Source organism: Streptomyces sp. (assembly GCF_035645055.1).
In the GTDB taxonomy this organism is placed as follows: Bacteria; Actinomycetota; Actinomycetes; order Streptomycetales; family Streptomycetaceae; genus Streptomyces.
Map to the genome: position 1 here is coordinate 22,094 of NZ_DASQNH010000045.1, position 15,923 is coordinate 38,016.

At 75.2% G+C, this 15,923-nt stretch carries 14 protein-coding genes; 9 read left to right on the top strand and 5 right to left on the bottom strand.

Annotation, left to right across the window (positions count from 1 at the left end; genetic code table 11):
* Positions 1-182: 182 nt before the first annotated feature.
* The 3 genes from VE614_RS14960 to VE614_RS14970 form a co-directional block, all read right to left on the bottom strand.
* On the bottom strand, positions 183-1,046 hold the full coding sequence (locus VE614_RS14960; RefSeq protein ID WP_324936694.1) for an SMP-30/gluconolactonase/LRE family protein: 864 nt from the start codon (positions 1,044-1,046) through the stop codon (positions 183-185).
* The gene (locus tag VE614_RS14965; RefSeq protein ID WP_324936696.1) at positions 1,043-1,819 is read right to left on the bottom strand and encodes an IclR family transcriptional regulator; all 777 of its coding nucleotides are present in this window, start codon (positions 1,817-1,819) and stop codon (positions 1,043-1,045) included. The genes VE614_RS14960 and VE614_RS14965 overlap by 4 nt, the downstream gene beginning before the upstream one ends.
* 392 nt (positions 1,820-2,211) lie before the next feature.
* Positions 2,212-3,219: a VOC family protein gene (locus VE614_RS14970; protein ID WP_324936697.1), complete on the bottom strand. Its 1,008-nt coding sequence runs from the start codon at positions 3,217-3,219 to the stop codon at positions 2,212-2,214.
* 60 nt (positions 3,220-3,279) lie between these two features.
* Here VE614_RS14970 and VE614_RS14975 point away from each other — a divergent pair, with 60 nt between their 5' ends.
* Complete coding sequence (locus VE614_RS14975) at positions 3,280-3,546, top strand: hypothetical protein (RefSeq protein WP_324936699.1); 267 nt, start codon at positions 3,280-3,282, stop codon at positions 3,544-3,546.
* Here the strand turns inward: VE614_RS14975 and VE614_RS14980 are convergent.
* The gene (locus VE614_RS14980; RefSeq protein ID WP_324936701.1) at positions 3,477-4,811 is read right to left on the bottom strand and encodes a helix-turn-helix domain-containing protein; all 1,335 of its coding nucleotides are present in this window, start codon (positions 4,809-4,811) and stop codon (positions 3,477-3,479) included. The two genes, VE614_RS14975 and VE614_RS14980, sit on opposite strands and share 70 nt — an antisense overlap.
* A complete protein-coding gene (locus VE614_RS14985; protein WP_324936703.1) occupies positions 4,808-4,966 on the bottom strand; it encodes a hypothetical protein in 159 nt (52 codons plus the stop codon). The genes VE614_RS14980 and VE614_RS14985 overlap by 4 nt, the downstream gene beginning before the upstream one ends.
* A 372-nt stretch (positions 4,967-5,338) precedes the next feature.
* On the opposite strand from VE614_RS14985, the gene VE614_RS14990 reads away from it, so the two are divergent.
* The 8 genes from VE614_RS14990 to VE614_RS15025 are packed head-to-tail and all read left to right on the top strand — an operon-like array spanning position 5,339 to position 15,913.
* Entirely contained in the window at positions 5,339-6,496 is a 1,158-nt protein-coding gene (locus VE614_RS14990) for a glycosyltransferase family 4 protein (protein ID WP_324936705.1), read from the top strand.
* The gene (locus VE614_RS14995; protein WP_414719573.1) at positions 6,489-7,289 is read left to right on the top strand and encodes a class I SAM-dependent methyltransferase; all 801 of its coding nucleotides are present in this window, start codon (positions 6,489-6,491) and stop codon (positions 7,287-7,289) included. The genes VE614_RS14990 and VE614_RS14995 overlap by 8 nt, the downstream gene beginning before the upstream one ends.
* On the top strand, positions 7,286-11,908 hold the full coding sequence (locus VE614_RS15000; RefSeq protein WP_324936709.1) for an alpha-(1->3)-arabinofuranosyltransferase domain-containing protein: 4,623 nt from the start codon (positions 7,286-7,288) through the stop codon (positions 11,906-11,908). Before VE614_RS14995 ends, VE614_RS15000 begins: the two co-directional genes overlap by 4 nt.
* Positions 11,905-13,203, top strand: coding sequence for a condensation protein (locus VE614_RS15005; RefSeq protein ID WP_324936711.1), 1,299 nt, complete (start codon positions 11,905-11,907; stop codon positions 13,201-13,203). The genes VE614_RS15000 and VE614_RS15005 overlap by 4 nt, the downstream gene beginning before the upstream one ends.
* On the top strand, positions 13,200-13,979 hold the full coding sequence (locus VE614_RS15010) for a class I SAM-dependent methyltransferase (protein WP_324936713.1): 780 nt from the start codon (positions 13,200-13,202) through the stop codon (positions 13,977-13,979). Before VE614_RS15005 ends, VE614_RS15010 begins: the two co-directional genes overlap by 4 nt.
* Positions 13,980-13,995: 16 nt before the next feature.
* Entirely contained in the window at positions 13,996-14,898 is a 903-nt protein-coding gene (locus VE614_RS15015; protein ID WP_324936791.1) for a hypothetical protein, read from the top strand.
* Positions 14,895-15,143 carry a Trm112 family protein gene (locus tag VE614_RS15020; protein WP_324936714.1) on the top strand — a complete coding sequence of 83 codons (249 nt, stop codon included), beginning with the start codon at positions 14,895-14,897 and terminating at the stop codon, positions 15,141-15,143. The genes VE614_RS15015 and VE614_RS15020 overlap by 4 nt, the downstream gene beginning before the upstream one ends.
* A complete protein-coding gene (locus tag VE614_RS15025; protein WP_324936715.1) occupies positions 15,140-15,913 on the top strand; it encodes an FkbM family methyltransferase in 774 nt (257 codons plus the stop codon). Before VE614_RS15020 ends, VE614_RS15025 begins: the two co-directional genes overlap by 4 nt.
* Positions 15,914-15,923 lie beyond the last annotated feature (10 nt).

Here is a 15,923-nt window from a genome sequence, read left to right on the forward strand (position 1 = left end):
CGGCCGGGGATGGGGTGCGCGGGCCGGCGCTCCCCGGGTGCCGCCCCACGGACCCGGGCGACCGCTCCCCCCGAGGGGCGCGGGGACCCGCGCGACCAGCCACCCACCACCCGCACCCGGCACGGCCACGACACCCGGCACACTCACCGCACCCGGCACGGTTACCGCAGCCCCGGGGACGGTCAGCCCCCGAACGCCGGCTGCGCAAGCCCCTGGCCCGCCCCCGGGATCACCAGGAGCGACCCCGACAGCGGATGCGGCGCCGGCAGTCCCACCCGGGCGGTCGTGACGTACAGGTCCCTGAGGTCCGTGCCCCCGAACGCGCACGCCGTGACCCGGGGGGTCGGCAACTCGATGACGCGGTCCAGCTCGCCGCCGGGCGTGTAGCGGCGGATCGCCCCGCCGTCCCACAGCGCGACCCACACGCAGCCCTCCGCGTCCACCGTGAGGCCGTCGGGGAAGCCCGCGCCCTCCTCGATCTCGGCGAGGGTCCGGCGATTGCCCACCCGGCCGCCCGCGACGTCGAGGACGTCGAGGACGTCGAAGACATCGACGCGCCGGGTCGGGGTGTCGATGTAGTACATGAGGCGGCCGTCCGGGCTCCAGCCCGTCCCGTTGCTCACGGCCACGTCGTCCAGGACGACGTCCACCGTGCCGTCGCCGGTGAGCCGGGACAGCGTGCCGCCACCGGGTGCCTCGTCGTAGCGCATGGTGCCCGCCCAGAGCGCGCCGTCGGGGGCGACGGCCGCGTCGTTGGCGCGGCGGCCGGGGACCGGCTCGTGGTGCAGCCAGCGGAAGGCGCCGTCGGGGTCGAGGAGTGCGACGCCGTCACGGAGGTTGAGGACGAGCCCGCCGCCCGCCCGCGGCTTGACCGCGCCGACGTGCTGCTCGGTCGTACGGACCGTGCGGCGGCCGGTGGCCGGTTCGTAGGTGTGGACGCGGGAGCCGAGGATGTCGATCCACAGCAGGCGGTCCCCGGCCGCGTCCCAGGTGGGGCCTTCGCCGAGGGTGGCCTCGGCGCGCACCGCTACCTCGTACGCCCTCACGCGGCCACGCTCCGGTGGCCGAGCCGCTCGGAGAGTTCCGCGGCGCCCTTGGCAGCGAGCTGTTCGAGTTCGGCGCGGCGCTCCTCGCTCCAGCGGATCATCGGCACGGAGATGGAGAGCGCGGCGACCACCTGCCCGGTGCGGTCGCGGACGGGGGCGGCCACACAGCTGACGTCCGGGTTGGACTCGCGGCTCTCCACGGCGATCCCGCGGCGGCGGATTTCGGCCAGGACCTCCCGCAGCGCGGCCGGTTCGGTGATGCTGTTCGGCGTCATCGCGATCAGCTCGGCGTCGTCGGGGACGCGGGCGGCGAGTTCCGGTTCGGGGAGGGAGGCCAGGAGCATCTTGCCGACGGAGGTGCAGTGGGCCGGCAGGCGGCGGCCGGCGGCGGAGACCATGCGCACCGCGTGGGTGGAGTCGACCTTGGCGATGTAGATGACGTCGGTGCCTTCGAGGATGGCGACGTGCACGGTCTCGTCGCAGGTCTCGGCGACGGTCCGGGCGACGTGCTGGCCCTCGGCGGCGAGGTCGAGCTGTTCGGCGTAGCGGCTGCCGAGCTGGTACGGGCGCACGCCGAGCCGGTAGCGTCCGGGCTGGCCGGGCACCTGGACGATGTACGACCGGGCGGCGAGCGTGGTGACCAGCTCGTGGACGGTGGTGCGGGGCAGCTGGAGCTTGCGCACGATGTCGGGGGCGGAGAGCGTCCCGTCACCGTCGAGGAAGAGCTCCAGGATGTCGAGAGCCCGGGTCACGGCAGGTACGAGGCGTCCCACGGCCGACCCCCTCCCTGTGTTCGAAATTTCAACTGACGGTCGGAATAGCGAACAGGCTACTCATGGAGCCTCCGGCGGGGCAATGGTTCCGCCGCAGCCGAAACCCCGGCGCGCTCAGATCTTCCTCAGCTACCCGAAGGCCTCGCCCAGCAGTTCCCGGGCCGCGGCGAGGGTGCGCTCCTCCTCCGGCAGGGCGGTGTACGCGCACACCGCGCAGCGGTGCGGTGTCCTCCGGGTCCCGCGCGGCCGGCCGTCCCGGCAGGAACATGGACGGGACACCGACCTGCGCGGAGAACGCGACCTGTGCGGTCCTGTGGAGCCGGGCACCACCCGTCGCGTCCCGACGCCCCGTTGTCGTCGATGTGCCAAGCCCTCCTCAGGTGACGCGGTGGCTACAGCGGTGCCCCGTGCCACTTCCACGAGGTGACGCGGTCGCGGCCCGGCAGGTCGGCGCGGCCGGTGCACCACAGCAGGACGGTCCAGCGGTGCTCGTCGGCCGGGGCCTCGGGGAAGAGCCGGGCAAGGACCCGGTCGCACAGGTCCTCGGGCGGCGTCCAGGGCAGGGAGAGTCCTTCGGCGACGTCATGGGTGTGCACCAGGGTCTCCACGATGCCCATCGCGGCGAAGCCCTCCGGGTCGGAGATCCCGTACGAGTGGTACGAGCGCAGGTCCGGGGAGGCCGTGCGCACCATCGCCGCCAGCAGGGCGCCGCTCGCTTCCAGCGTCTGCAGCAGCCCGGCGGGGCCGGCCCCGGGGTCCGCCCAGATCGCGTTCGCCGGTCCGCCCGCACGGGCGGGGGCCCACCGGTAGGGCACTTCACCGTCGAGCGGCGGCTTGCGCGGCCCCAGCTGGACCGCGTACGCGAAGAGGTCGTCGCTCAGATGCTCGACGGTCTCCCAGCGGCTCCACTCCAGGGAACCGGCCGGTGCCGTCCAGTCGCCGGCCGGGACGCCGTCGAGTGTGCCGACGGCCAGGTGCACGGCAGTGGTCACGTCGTCCGCGGTGACGGGCGGCCGGGCGCCGGTCAGCGCCGCGCGCTCGGCGGCGCCGCACTCCACGCAGAACTCGTTGCCCTCGGGGTCGGCCAGCGTGACCCAGCCCCGCCCGTCGGGCCTGCGGTGGTCGGCGACCGGCGTGGCACCGAGGGCCAGCAGGCGCTCGACCTCCTCGTCGCGGGTGCGGTGGTCCGGCATCAGGTCGAGGTGGAGGCGGTTCTTGCCGCTCTTGGTCTCGGGCACCGAGACGAAGAGCAGTTTCACGGCGGCGGTCTCGACGAGCGCCTCGGGGTCACCGGGCCGGTCCGCGTCGGATATGGAGGCGCCGAGGGCCTGGGCCCAGAAGCCGGCGAGCCGGTAGGCGTCGGCGCAGTCGATGGTCACGTGATGGACGGAAGACGTCATGGGCCTCACTGTCTCCACCGGGTGACGTTCCGGTCCAGTGGGTTATGACGGCACGAGGTGATGCATCCGGCCACGCTGAAGCTGGGGGGGCTGCGGCCCGCGCAGTTGCGGCACATGGAGATCGGTCGCACCGGCGCGGGCGGGCCGGGGCCGCTCGCCGAGCGCGCCGGGGTGGGCACGCTGGTGCTCAGCCACCTCGTGCCGGGCGCCGTCGATCCCGTCTCCGGCAGAACCCGGCACGCCAAGGCGCAGCAGGGTTACTCCGGGCGCGTCGTCGTGGGGCGCGATCCCGTGCGGCCGCCCATCCGGCGGGTGCGGCGCGGCTGAGGGCCGCTGCGGCCGATCTCGCCGCGCAGACGCTGGGCGCGCAGCACCAGCTCCAGTTCGAAGCGCCGGTCGGGGTCGTCGATGCCGTCGCCCCATAACTCCCGTATCTGCCGCAACCGGTAGCGGACGGTCTGAGGATGCACACCGAGCCGGGCGGCCACTTCGGGCGCGCCGCCCCGCGTCTCCAGCCACGCCAGCAGCGTCTCCGCGAGCCGCCGGCCGTGGGCGGGGCCGCACGCGGCGAGCGGGGCGAGGCAGCGCGCGGCGAGGTCGTCGATCAGTTCCTCGGGCTGGAGCAGCACCAGCGCCTCGGTGTGCTCGGTGCAGAAGAGCACTTCCCCGGCGGGCAGCAGACCCCGCTCCATGAGGCGTACGGCGGCCTCGGCCCAGGCGAGCGACTTGGCGGCCTCGGCGAGCGGCACGGGCGGCCCGATGGCGCCCGCCCAGCCGGTCAGCGCCCGCTGGAGCAGCTCGGGGCGGCCGGCGGCGTCCGGTTCGGGCACGACCATGCGGGGCCGCTCGTAGTCCATGTCGAGCAGCACCTCGGGGCCGACGGCGGGCGCGACCGCTTCGCGGGCCGGGCGCAGCAGCACACCGACGGCGACCTTCTCGGGCAGCGGCCAGCCGATCCGCGCGGCCCGTTCGACGAGCGCGTCGGCGGGGTCGTCGCGGTCGCCGGCGGACCGGTCGCGGTGGCTCTCGGCGAGCAGCACCTCCAGCAGCCGGCGCTGGTGGCGCAGCCGTTCCCCGGCCTGGCGGGCGGCGGCCTCGGCGTAGCCGCGCACGGACTGGTCGACGAGGCCGTCGAGGTACTCGTACCCGGCGTCGACGAGTTCGTACATCGCGGGCGGCGGGATCTCCACGCGCTGCCCGATGTCGGCGAACCGGCGCCAGGCCAGGCGTACGCCCATCCGGTAGATGGCCTGGAGGGAGTCCAGGCTGCGCCCGTTCAGGCCCTCGCCGCGGCCGAAGTTCTCGAAGAGGCCGGGCGGGACGGTGGGGCTGCCCGCGGCGTCGTGGACGTGCTCCAGGTGCTGCACGAAGGACTCGATGGCGCGACGGATGCCGACCAGCGCCATCGGCTCGCCGTTCTCGTCCAGCACGACGGGCAGGTGCGGGTACTCGCGGCGGATCTCCCGCATGATCTCCTCGGCGAGCGCGGGCGCCTCGGCCAGGGCGATCGAGGCGAACCGGCGCACCTGGATCCGGGGGACGTGGTGCCAGGCCGAGCGGGGCGGGACGGTCGCCGCCGGGTGCGCGGTCACGGCCGGCTCCCCCGGCCCGCTTCCTCGTATGTGATCAGCGGGGTGTTGGGCTGGTCGGGGGTGGCTCCGAGCAGCGCCACGACGCCGAAGGCGGCGGCGACGGCGAGCGCGGCGGCGGCCACCACGGTGACGGCGGCGGCGGTCAGTCTGGACATGCAGGGTCTGCCTCTCTGGTCGGGAGGTCGTCCCACCCCGGGTGTCCCGCCCCTGCCTGTCGGTGCTCAGTGTCGGCAAGGCGCTCACTCGCCGTCAAGGGAAGGCGGCCGGCCGTCCCTCATGAACTGATGTGACGTCAGCTATAACAACCGCCGAAATTGTCACTCCGGTGAGTAGCCGTGGCGATGCGCTGGGCCAAAACTGTCCACCCACCCCGGGCACAGCCTGTCCACAGCCCCCACGCAGCTCGAAAGCAGGAAACCCCACCCCCTCAGCAGGACCCCCACCCCTCACCAGGAAACCCACCGGAACACCCGGAACACCCCTTCCCCCACACCTCGTTCCGCACCCCGAGACGAGTTGGAGCACCCATGCCCCAGCACGTGCCCCCGCTGCGCGCGGCACTCCCCAAGCCGCCGCAGCACCACTCCCCGGCGCTCCCCCCACCTCCGCGCCGGATCGTCTTCCTCGCCCACCGCGACCTCGGCAACCCCGCCGCCGGGGGTTCCGAACTCCTCGTCGACCGGCTCGCCGACGGCCTGACCCGCCTCGGCCACCAGGTCACCCTCCTGTGCGGCGGCCCCGCCTCCTACCGCGACTACCGGGTCGTCTCCGCGGGCGGCCCCTACGGCCACTACCTGCGTGCCCGCTCCGCCTTCGCCCGGCAGGTGGGGGAGACGGATCTGCTGGTGGAGGTGTGCAACGGCATGCCGTACCTGGCGCCGTTGTGGCACCGCGGGCCGACCTTGTGCCTGGTCAACCACGTCCACACGGACCTGTGGGGGATGCGGTTCGGCGGCCCCCTCGCGCCCGCCGCCCGGCTCGGCCGCAAACTGGAGCGCTGGGCGCTGGCCGGGGCGCGGTCCCATGGCCTGCTGGTCGCCGTGTCCCCGTCGACGGCGCACGCGCTGCGCGCGATCGGAGTCGAGCGGGACCGCATCCGGGTGGTGCACAACGGGGTCGAGGACCCCGGGCCGCGCGCCGACCGCTCGCCGGAGCCGCTGTTCGTGGCGGTGGGGCGGCTCGTCGAGTACAAGCGGATCGATCTGCTGCTGCGGCTGTGGGAACGGGTACGGCCCGTCACCGGCGGCCGACTCGTGATCGTCGGCGACGGGCCCGAACGCGAGCGGCTGGAACGCCTCGCCGGACCCGGCGTCGAGTTCACCGGCCACGTCTGCGACGCGGAGAAGCACCGGCTGCTGTGCGCGGCGTGGCTGCTGCTGCACCCCTCCGCGGTGGAGGGGTGGGGGCTCGTCGTCACCGAGGCGGCGGCGCGGGAGACCCCGGCGGTCGCCTTCGACGTACCGGGGCTGCGGGACTCCGTCGTGGACGGGAAGACGGGGGTGCTGGCGCACGGCGAGTCCTCGTTCGCCGCGGCGTGGTGCGCGCTGGCCCTGTCCGGGCGGCGGCGGGAGCTGATGGGGAAGGCCGCGCGGGAGCACGCGGCGCGCTATCGCTGGGATCGGACCGTGCGGCAGTTCCGTGCGGTGGCCGTGGAGGCCGTGCGGGGCTGGGGCTGTGATGCCTAGTCGCCGTGCGGGTGCGGTCGTTTCGCGGCTGCGGGCCGGTCGTGGTTCGTCGCGCAGCTCACCGCGCCCCTTGGCCGAGTCCCTCCACAGGTCGTTTGCGTTGTTCCGGGCCTTCCTGCGCGAACAGGAGGACCCGGACGGCTGTTACGCGCTGCTCGCCCGGCACTCCGCCGATCAGGTCGAGGCGTACGCCGGGGCCGTCGCCGGGTGCACGGTCGTGGACGTCGGCGGTGGCGGCGGGTACTTCACCGCGGAGTTCCGGCGGCGTGGCGCGCAGGCGTACCTGTTCGAGCCCGATGTGCGGGAGCTGGGGGAGAAACCGCCCGCGGGGGTGGTGGTGGCGGACGGGTATCTGCTGCCGCTGGCCGACGGGGTCGCGGATGTCACGTTCTCCTCCAACGTGCTGGAGCACGTGGCCGACCCGCAGACCTTTCTCAGCGAGCTGGCGCGGGTCACCCGGCCCGGCGGGCTGATCTATGTGTCGTTCACCAACTGGCTGTCCCCGTGGGGCGGTCACGAGTGGGCGCCCTGGCACTACCTGGGCGCCGAGCGGGCCCGCGCCCGCTACCGGCGCCGTACCGGACGGCAGCCCAAGCACACCCTCGGCGAGAACCTGTTCGCCGTGCACATCGGCCCCACGCTGCGGCAGGTGCGCGCCCGCGACGACGTCACGCTCGTCTCGGCCCGCTCCCGCTACTGGCCGTTCCTCACCGAGGCGATCGTGAAGGTCCCCGGCCTGCGTGAGGTGGCCACCTGGAACCTCCTCCTCATCCTCCGGCGGTGTTCCGCATGACGACCACGGTCCAGGCCCCTCCCCCGGCAGCCGTCCCCACCTCCGCGACCGCCGCGGGCCCGCCCCACGGGCCCCGGTCGCGGCGCTGGCTGCTGGGGTTCTGGGCCGTGGTGTTCACCCTGTTCCTGGCGGTCCGGCCGGGACGGCAGACCTTCGACACCAAGCTCGGTGTGACCGTGGATCCCGGGCGGTTCCTCGGCGATCTGGGGCAGTTGTGGCACGACCGGGCCGGGTTCGGCGGCATCCAGGACCAGTACGTCGGCTATCTGTGGCCGATGCTGCCGTTCCACTGGCTGTGCCGGACCGTGCAGATCCCGGTGTGGATCGCCGAGCGGCTGTGGCTGTCGCTGGTGGTGACGGTCGCCTTCTGGGGCGCGCTGCGGCTCGCGGAACGGCTGCGGATCGGCGGTCCGGCGTCCCGCCTGCTCGCGGCCGTGGCATACGCGCTGTGGCCGGTGTTCACCACGGTCGTCGGCTCCACCTCGGCCGCCGCGCTGCCCGGCGCGTTCCTGCCGTGGGTGCTGCTGCCGCTGGCCGACGAGCGGTACACCGCCCGGGTGGCGGCGCTGCGCTCGGCGCTCCTCGTGCCGTTCATGGGCGGGGTGAACGCGGCGTCCACGCTGGCGTCGCTGCTGCCGGTGGGGCTCTATCTGCTGTCCCGGCCGCCCGGCCCCCGGCGGCGCGGGCTGATCGCCTGGTGGGTGCCGGGGGTGCTCGTCGCCACGGCCTGGTGGTGGATCCCGCTGCTGCTGCTCGGCGCCTACGGGGAGAACTTCCTGCCGTACGTGGAGAGTTCGCAGACGACCACGGCCACCATGTCGGCGACGGAGGCGCTGCGCGGCGCCGGGAACTGGGTGGCGTATCTGCACTTCGGGGAGGCCTGGCTGCCGGCCGGGTGGACGGTGGCCGCCTCGGCGGTGGTGGTCGCCTGCTCGGCGCTGGCGGCCGGTCTCGGGCTGGCCGGGCTGGCGCGGCGGGATCTGCCGGAGCGGCGCTGGCTGGTGCTGACGGTGCTGGTGTGCGCGCTGGTGCTGCTCGCCGGGTACGGGGGCGGGTTCGGGGCGCCGTTCCACGCGGCCGTCCAGGACTGGCTGAACGGCTGGCTGGCCCCCTTCCGCAACATCTACAAGTTCCAGACGGGCCTCGCGCTGGCGCTGGTGCTGGGGCTCGCGCATCTCGTCGCGGTCGCCGCCGAGCCGCGCGGCACCCGCCCGGTGCGCGGACGCCCGGTGCGCATCCGCCCGGTGCGCGCACGCCCGGTGCGCGCACGCCGGCACGCCCCGCTGGCCGCGGCGGTGCTGGTGCTGCCGGGGCTGGTGTGGCCGTATCTCAACGGGTCGATCCTGAACCCGGGTTCCTTCAAGGAACTGCCGACGTACTGGCGGACCACCGCCGACTGGCTGGAGAAGTACTCCCCCGACTCGCGCGCCCTCGTCGTCCCGGCCACCGCGCACGGCGTGTACACCTGGGGCTCGACCATCGACCAGCCCCTCGACGTGCTCGCCGACAGCCGCTGGGCCCAGCGTGACTACGTCCCCTTCGGCACACCCGGCAACCGGCGCGCCATGGACGCGGTCGAGCAGGCGCTCCAGACCGGCGGCGCGATCCCGGGACTCGCCGACTACCTGAGCCGGGCGGGGATCTACTACGTCGTCGTCCGCAACGATCTCGACCCCGACCAGATCGGCTACACCCCGACCACGACCGTCAAACGCGCCCTGGAGCAGTCGGGGTACGAGCGGGTCACCGGGCACGGGCCCGTCATGACCGGCGGCCGGATCGCCGACGGCACCCCGCTCCAGGTGGAGGGCCTCTACCCGAGGCAGCGGGCGGTGGAGATCTACCGGCCCGCCGACCCGGACGTACCGCGTCCCGGGCAGGCGGCGCTGCGGCCGGTCGCCGACACCGCGCAGGTCTCCGGCGGCCCCGAGGCGCTGCTGCCGCTCGCCACCGCACTGCGCGGCCGGGCCACCGTCCTCACCGGCGACCGCCACCCCGGGCTCGGCACGCCGCCGCTCCAGCTGACGGGCGACGGGCTGCGCCGCGCGGACACCCGGTTCGGGCTGGTCAACGCCAACACCTCGTACCCGTACACCCGCGACGAGCGCAACGCGCCGGACGCCCACCAGGACGCCGGCGAGCCGCCGCACCAGATCCTGCCGGTGACCGGACTCGACCACCAGACGGTGGCCGAGCTGCGCGGCGCGCGGTCGGTGACCGCCTCCTCGTACGGCAGCTGGTTCTTCCACCTGCCGCAGTTCGACCCCGTCAACGCCTTCGACGGCGACCCGGACACCGTGTGGACGGAGGGCTCCGACGACTCCCCGGACGGGCAGTGGCTGCGGATCGCGTTCGCGGGCGACGGCTACGCCATGCCGTCCGCGTTCCGGGTGACCCCGCTGCCGCAGGAGGGTGTGCGGTCGGCGCCGACGCGGGTGCGGGTGGAGACCGAGCGGGGACGGGTGACGAGCCCGCTGCGGGCCGACGGCTCGACGCAGACCGTCCGGGCGCCGAAGGGCGAGACCCGCTGGATGAAGCTGACCATCGTCGACTCGGTGGCCCGGCGGGCCGGGCTGCTCGGCGCGGGCTTCGCCGATGTCGGCCTGCCCCGCGTGCAGGTCACGCGGACGCTGCGGCTGCCCACGGACGCGGCCCGCACCGCCGCCGGGACCGAGATCGTCTCCCTGCACCGCGTCCCCGACCCCGCCGGGATGTCCCCGACCGGCACCGAGCCAGGACTGCACCGCCGCTTCACCACGGGCACGGCGGGCAGCTACGCGGTGGCGGCGAGCGCGGTCGCGGTACCCGGCCCGGAGCTGGACCGGCTGCTCTACGAGGTCGCGCCCGAGCAGGTGGAACGCATCACCGCGACCGCCGACTCCACCGCCCGCCTGGGCCCCGGCCTCGCCGCCCGCAACCTCACCGACGGCGACCTGACCACCGCGTGGATCGCGGGCGACCGGCCCACCCTCCATCTGCGCTGGCCCGGCAAGCAGCCGGTGGGCGAGCTGGTGCTGGCCGCGGCGGGCGGGCTGTCGTCCCGGCCGGCCGAAGTGCACCTCAGCTCCCCGGACGGCGCGGCGATCGCCTCCGTCGACGAGAACGGCTGGGTCCGCTTCCCGCCGATCACCACGGACCGGCTGGACATCACGATCACCGAGACCGCGCCCCTGACGCTCCACCACCCGGTCGTCGACGAGGACCTGCAACTCCCCGTCGGTCTCACCGAGGCGTACATCCCGTCCCTCGACCGCTACCGGACCCCGCGGCCCTCCCCCACCCGCGCCTTCACCCTGCCGTGCGGCAAGGGCCCGGTGCTGACGGTGGACGGCGAGCCGTACCGGACGAGCGTGCGGGGCACCCTGCGGGACCTGGTGGAGCGGCGGCCGGTGGACGTCACGCTCTGCGGCGCCGGCGCGGACGGCGCGGACCTCGGCGCGGGCGCGCACCGGGTCGAGGCGGACGACGCCGGACCGCTGATCCTCACCGACGTCACCCTCACCCGCGGCACCGCCCCTCAGCCCGTCACCACCGACCGCGGCCTGCGCGTCCGGGACTGGCTCGGCGACCGCCGCGAACTGTCGGTCGGCCCGGGCGCGGCCACCTACCTGACGACGTACGAGAACCACAACGACGGCTGGCGCGCCACCCTGAACGGCGAGGAGCTGACCCCCGTCCGGCTCGACGGCTGGCAGCAGGGCTGGCGCGTCCCCGCCGGGGCGGGCGGCACGCTCCGCCTCTCCTACCAGCCGGCGACCACGTACGAGGCCGCGCTCATCGGCAGCGGAGCCGGACTGGCCGTGCTGGCGGGCCTGGTGCTGTGGCGCCGCCGCGCCGCCAATCCCGAGCCGCAGCAGCCGCCGCCCCCGGCACCCGGGCTGTGGCTGGGCACGGTCGCGCCCACCGTGGCCGGCGTGGTGATCGCGGGCTGGCTCGCCCTGCTGGTCCCGGCCCTGGCCGTACTGGCACACCGGCGGCACGCGGTGCTGGTGCCGCTGGCGTTCCTGGGCCTGGCGGGCGCGGGGATCGTCGCCGCGCTGGGCGCCGGGGAGCCGGTGGCCGACGGGGCCGGGGCGTTCGGGCGTACGGCCCAACTGCTGGCGCTGCTCGCGCTGTTCGCGGCGCTGGTGAGCGTGCGGGAGCGGGCCGGTGCCGAGGACGGCTCCGAGGAGCCGGGCCCGACGGCGGTACTGCCGCCGGCTGCGGCCGGTGGCCCCGACCCGGCAGCGGTACTGCCGCCCGTCCCGGCCGACGACCCGCGCACCACGGCAGGACTCCCACCCACCACGGCCGGCGGCCCGGGCACGACGACAGGGCCCCCACCCACCACGGCCGGTGGCCCGCGCACCACGGCAGGACTGCCGCCCACCACAGCCGACGACCCGCGCACCACGACAGGACTCCCACCCACCACGGCCGGCGGCCCGCCCCCCGCCGCTGCCAAGCCACCCGCCCCTTCCGAGCCGCCCGCCATCCCCCCGCCCCGCCGGCCCCCCGGCACCGGCCCCACGCTCACCGCCCGCGGCCCCGGCGCCGCCGAGCCCGGCCCGTCGGACGCGCGTACCCGGTTCCGTGAAGCCCCGGCACCCGACGACCCGGCGGGAGGCGACCGCGTATGACCGCAGTCGAGCGTCCGGCACACCCCGGCCCCGCGGAGCGGGTGCCGTTCCCGGTGGTGGACGAGATCGCGCGGCACTGCCTGCGGGACGGGGAGCCGGAGACGGTGCACATCGAGGTGCACCTGCCGGGCCCCGTCGATCCGGCCCGGCTGCGGACGGCGTTCGGGGAGGCGCTGGCCCGGCATCCGCGGATCCTCATGCGGGAGGCACCGGGACCCTGGTACCGGCGCCGCTACGAGTGGGAGCTGACGGCGGGCCCGGACCGGGAGGTGGTGACGTTCCCGGCGCCGGGGCCGGACGCGGTGCGCGAGGCGCGGACGCGGGCGCTGACACAGGCGCCGTCCCTGACCCTGGCGCCGCCGGTGCGGCTGGAGGCGGTGCCGGAGGCGGGCGGCACGGTCCTGGTGCTCACCGTCCACCACACGGCGCTGGACGGCCCGGCCTGCCTCCGGGTCGTCGCCACCGCCGCGGAGCTGTACGGCGGCCGGGACAACTCCCCCGCCGCACCGCCCGTACGGGCCGCCGAGCCCGCGCAGGCGCCCGCCGGCGCGCCCTCCCCCTGGGTCCGCCCGGCCAGGGTCGCCCCCGGCTCCCCGGACGCCTCCCCGGGCAACGGCCTGCTCGTCGCCGAACTCGGTCTGCCGCACCGGCCCAAGGGCGCCCCGTACACGGTGAACGACCAGCTCATGGTCGCCACCGCGCTGACCCTCGCGCACTGGAACCGCGATCACGGCGCCCGCGCCGCCCCGCTGCGCATCACCATGCCCGTCGACGACCGCCCCCGCGACCTGACCATGCCCATCGGCAACGGCACCCGGCTGGTCGAAGTGACCTTCGCCGACGAGGAGCTGGCCGACCTGTCCCGGATCGACATGGCGGCCCTGCTGCACCGCACCGCTACCCGCACCCGCACCCTGAAGTCCCTCCCCCGCCCGCAACTCGGGCACGGCGCCGCCCTGCTGACGGCGCCCGTCATGCCCGTGACGTGGCGGGCCGCCGCGACCCGCGCGGTGCGCCGCGCGGCGTCCCCGTGGACATCCACCACGCTGCTCAGCAACATCGGCCGGATCCCCTACCCGCTGGACTTCGGCGCGGAGGCGGGCCGGGCGCACGCGGTGTGGTTCTCGGCGCCCGCCCGGATGCCGCGCGGTCTGACGTTCACCACCGCCTCCACGGCCGGCCGGCTGCACCTCGCCCTGCGCTGGTCCCGCGCCCTGCTCGGTGACGGCGACGGCGCGCGCCTGCGGGACCTGTTCGCGCACCATCTGCACTCGACGGAGGTCCCCGCTCCATGACGCCCTCGCCGACACCGGCACCGGCACCGACGCCGACACCGACGACCGCGCCCGAGCGGCCCGCCGGCCTGCGTGACTTCTACGAGAACCCCGCCGTCCCCGTCGCCTCGGGCACCCCGCGCTCGCTGCGCCAGGCCCGCCTGCTGGCCGCCGCCCTCGGCCCGGCCGGTCCCGGGGGCGGCCGCACGATCCTGGACATCGGCTGCGGCGACGGCACGGCCGCCGCCACCGCCGCGCCCCTGCTGCCCGGCCACCGCCTGGTCGGCGTCGACTGGTCCCAGGACGCCCTCGCCCGCGCCCGGACCCGGCTGCCGTACGCGATCCGCGGCGAACTCACCGACGGCGGGCTGCCGTTCCGTACCGCGTCGGTGGACGCCGTGCTGTTCAGCGAGGTGGTGGAACACCTGGTTGACCCGGACGCCGCGCTCGACGAGATCCGCCGGGTGCTGCGCCCCGGCGGCCACCTCATGCTGTCCACGCCGAACCTGGCCGCCTGGTACAACCGCGGTCTGCTGGCCGTCGGGGTGCAGCCGGTGTTCTCGGAGGTCAGCCTGCGCGCGATCCACGGCCGTCCGGGCCGGGAGGTGGTGGGCCATCTGCGCCTCTACACGGCCCGCGCGCTGCGGGAGTTCGTGACGGCGGCGGGCTTCGACGTCGTACGCCTCGCGGGGGCCCCCTTCCACGGCGTACCGCGTCCCCTGCGCCCCCTGGACCGGCTGGCCTGCGCGAGAGCGTCCCTCGCCTCGATCCTCCTCCTGCACGCGCGCAGGACGTAGCGCCGTGTGGTGGGGAGTGGCCGCCGCGCTGCTGGCGAACATCCTGTACAGCGGCGGATTCGTGCTGGAGAAGCGGGCCCTGGCCGGGCTGCCGCGGGTGACGGTGCGCGAACCGGCGCGGCTGCTGCGGCTGGTGCTCGGCAGCCCGCTGTGGATCGCCGGCTCCCTGGCGCTGGCCTCCGGCTTCGCCGCCCAGCTCGTCGTCTACCGCACCCTGCCGATCGCCGCCGCGCAGGGCCTGTTCGTCTCCGGGCTGGTGCTGCTGGTGCTGCTGTCGGCGCGGCTGCTCGGCGAGGAGACCAGCGGCCGGGAGCGGTACGCGCTCGCCGCGATCCTCGCCGCGCTGCTGATGGTGGTGCTCTCCCTGGACGAGGGCACGGACACGGTCAGCCGGGCGGCGCCCTACCCGCTGCTGTTGCTGCTGGCCGTCCCCTCCCTCGCGGCGGGGCTCTGGCTCTACCGCTGTGCCGAACGCCGCGCCCTGCGCCGCCACCGCCTGCCCTCGACCGGCGTGGAGTACGGCGTGGCCGTGGGTCTCCTCTACGGCGTCAGCTCCCTCTCCATCAAGGGCGTCTCCGGTTACTGGACGCCCACCGACCCCCTCGGCACCCTGACCGCCGTCCTGCGCTCCCCGTACCCCTACCTCCTCCTGTTCACCGGCGCGTTCGGCCTGGTCTTGTCGCAGGCCGCGCTGCAACGCTGCCGGGCCACGCTGATCGTGCCGGTGTGCACGACGGTGACCTGCCTCTACACGGCCGTACTCGGCACCCTCTCGTTCGGCGAGGCACTCCCGGACGACCCGCTGCGGCTGGCGCTGCGCCTGTCCGGCACGGCGCTGGCGGTGGCCGTCCTGCTGACGATGCCGAAACACGACACGGCACCGCGTCCGGCCCCCGCCCCCAAGGAGCTGACCCCATGACCCCCGACGACCCCCTGATGAAGATCCTGGCGTGCCCGCTGGACAAGGGCCCCCTGCACCTCCTGGCGACGGCGGACGAGCGGCCGTCGCTCTACAACCCCCGGCTGCGCCGCCGCTACCCGATCCTCGACGGAATACCCCAGCTCCTCCCCTCCTCCGGACAGCAGGTCTCGGAGGAGGAACACGAGGAGTTGCTGCGGCAGCTGCCCGACGGCCCCGGCAGCGCCGAGGCGGCGGCCCCATGACCACACTCGCCGCCCGCCTGGCCCCCCACCTGCCCGCCCGGCTCGTCGCGGCGACGGCCCGCGCCGTGTACCCCCGCTTCGAACCCGAGCTGGCCAGGATCGACGACCTGTGCCCGCCCGGCTGCGGCACCGCGGTCGACGTCGGCGGCTGGTACGGCCCCTGGACCCGCCGGCTCAGCCGCCGTGCCCGCCGGGTGGTCACCGTGGAACCCGTCCCGCACCTCGCGGACCTGCTGACGGCGACGGCCCCCGCCAACGTGCGGATCGTGCGGGCGGCCGCCGCCGACCGCGCCGGAACGGCACACCTGTGGCTCCCCGCGCACGACACCGGCAGCCGGGGCGTCTCCTCCCTCGTCCGCCGGGACATCCACGCCCACGCCGTGCCGGTGGACTGCGTGGCCCTCGACGACCTCGGCCTGCACGACGTCGGCTTCATCAAGATCGACGTCGACGGCAGCGAACTGTCCGTCCTGCGCGGCGCGGCGGCCCTCCTGACCCGGGACCGCCCGGCCCTCCTGGTCGAACTGGAAACCCGCATCCAGCCCATCACCCCGGTGATCACGCACCTGACCCTGCTCGGCTACGACGGCTGGGTCCTGCCCGAGAACACCTGGGTCCCTCTCTCCGCCTTCCCCCTGGAGTCCCACCAGACAGCCACCTCCCATGTCGCCGCCCACGGCCTCCTCCGCCGCGTCCTCCCCCTCACCGACCGCCCCCGCTACGTCAACTCGGTCCTGTTCCTGCCGAGGGGACGCGCCCCGGGCAGGTGAGACGGAGGAG

Coding starts and splice junctions, on each gene's coding strand:
- VE614_RS14975 (WP_324936699.1), top strand. CDS start 3,280: ATGCATCCGGCCACGCTGAAGCTGGGGGGGCTGCGGCCCGCGCAGTTG.
- VE614_RS14990 (WP_324936705.1), top strand. CDS start 5,339: ATGCCCCAGCACGTGCCCCCGCTGCGCGCGGCACTCCCCAAGCCGCCG.
- VE614_RS14995 (WP_414719573.1), top strand. CDS start 6,489: ATGCCTAGTCGCCGTGCGGGTGCGGTCGTTTCGCGGCTGCGGGCCGGT.
- VE614_RS15010 (WP_324936713.1), top strand. CDS start 13,200: ATGACGCCCTCGCCGACACCGGCACCGGCACCGACGCCGACACCGACG.
- VE614_RS15025 (WP_324936715.1), top strand. CDS start 15,140: ATGACCACACTCGCCGCCCGCCTGGCCCCCCACCTGCCCGCCCGGCTC.
- VE614_RS14970 (WP_324936697.1), bottom strand. CDS start 3,219: ATGACGTCTTCCGTCCATCACGTGACCATCGACTGCGCCGACGCCTAC.
- VE614_RS15000 (WP_324936709.1), top strand. CDS start 7,286: ATGACGACCACGGTCCAGGCCCCTCCCCCGGCAGCCGTCCCCACCTCC.
- VE614_RS15020 (WP_324936714.1), top strand. CDS start 14,895: ATGACCCCCGACGACCCCCTGATGAAGATCCTGGCGTGCCCGCTGGAC.
- VE614_RS14985 (WP_324936703.1), bottom strand. CDS start 4,966: ATGTCCAGACTGACCGCCGCCGCCGTCACCGTGGTGGCCGCCGCCGCG.
- VE614_RS15005 (WP_324936711.1), top strand. CDS start 11,905: ATGACCGCAGTCGAGCGTCCGGCACACCCCGGCCCCGCGGAGCGGGTG.